Genomic DNA, 1,069 nt, shown 5'->3' on the forward strand with positions numbered 1-1,069 from the left:
AGGGATTTTGTAAGAATGTTTTAATTTTAATCTGCTCACCATGCTAGCAACGGGGCGGGGAGAAAACAGGGAGATAGTTCAAAAATTGCCCATGATTTCATTAAGGTTTTAGGTAACCCGTCACATATTGGTGCGAATAGTTTATCGTGCGCGCAATCCTTTGCGCTAGGGCAAAACGATTATTAATTACTTAAAATTAAGCAGTTGTTTTATTACGTGGGAAGCTAGGTGTTACGGGGGGTAGATCACAAAAAGGCCAGCATAGTGCTGGCCTTTTGTGGGTAAATTACGTGCTTGATAAGCTATAAAAATTAATGCAGCGTTTTATTGCCGCCTGAAGCTTGCGTATACAGTTCGGTAACTTCTGTTTCATCGAATGTATATGTTGTGCCACAGTAATCACAGTGTAAAGAAACCGATCCTACTTCAGCTAAAATGTCGTTAATTTCAGCTTTCTCAACGGTAATGATTGCCGCGCCGCTGCGCTCACGTGAACAGCCACAGTGGAACGCTACTGGTTGAGGTTCGTACACACGTACTTTGTCTTGGTTGTATAGACGGTATAGTAGATCGTTCGCTTCTAGGCCAAACAGTTCTTCGTCTTTTACGGTGTTAGTCAGTTGCTCTAGGTGCTCGAAGTCATCTGGAGAACCAGTGCCATCAGGAATAACCTGAATCAGCATACCCGCCGCGTGCGGTTTACCTTCGAATTCGCCAGTGCGGATCCAAAGACGCGTTTTTAGCTGCTCAGAGTTAGCGAAGTAACCTTCTAGCACTTCTGTCAGGTTCTCACCTTCTAGACCAACCACACCTTGGTAGCGCTCGCCTTTTTTCGGCTCGATAGTGATAACTAGGTAACCTTTACCCATCATTTCGTGCAGGCTAGCGTCATCAGCGATGTCACCTTCCCAGCGCGCTACACCACGAACTTGTTGGTTGTGGTCGCCATTGATTACTGCAAGAGAAACAGGGCCGTCACCTTGAAGTTGGATTGTGATTGAGCCTTCGAATTTAAGAGTTGCAGTCAAAAGAGTCGTTGAAACGAGTAGCTCACCCAACAGTTTTTGTA

General features: G+C 45.2%; 1 protein-coding gene. It reads right to left on the bottom strand.

Annotated elements, in window-relative coordinates; all coding sequences use genetic code 11:
- Window positions 1-311: 311 nt before the first annotated feature.
- On the bottom strand, window positions 312-1,069 hold a 758-nt coding region (hslO, locus tag R7Z77_RS24120; RefSeq protein ID WP_318136897.1), incomplete at its 5' end, for an Hsp33 family molecular chaperone HslO.

The organism is Vibrio sp. 1401 (assembly GCF_033340295.1).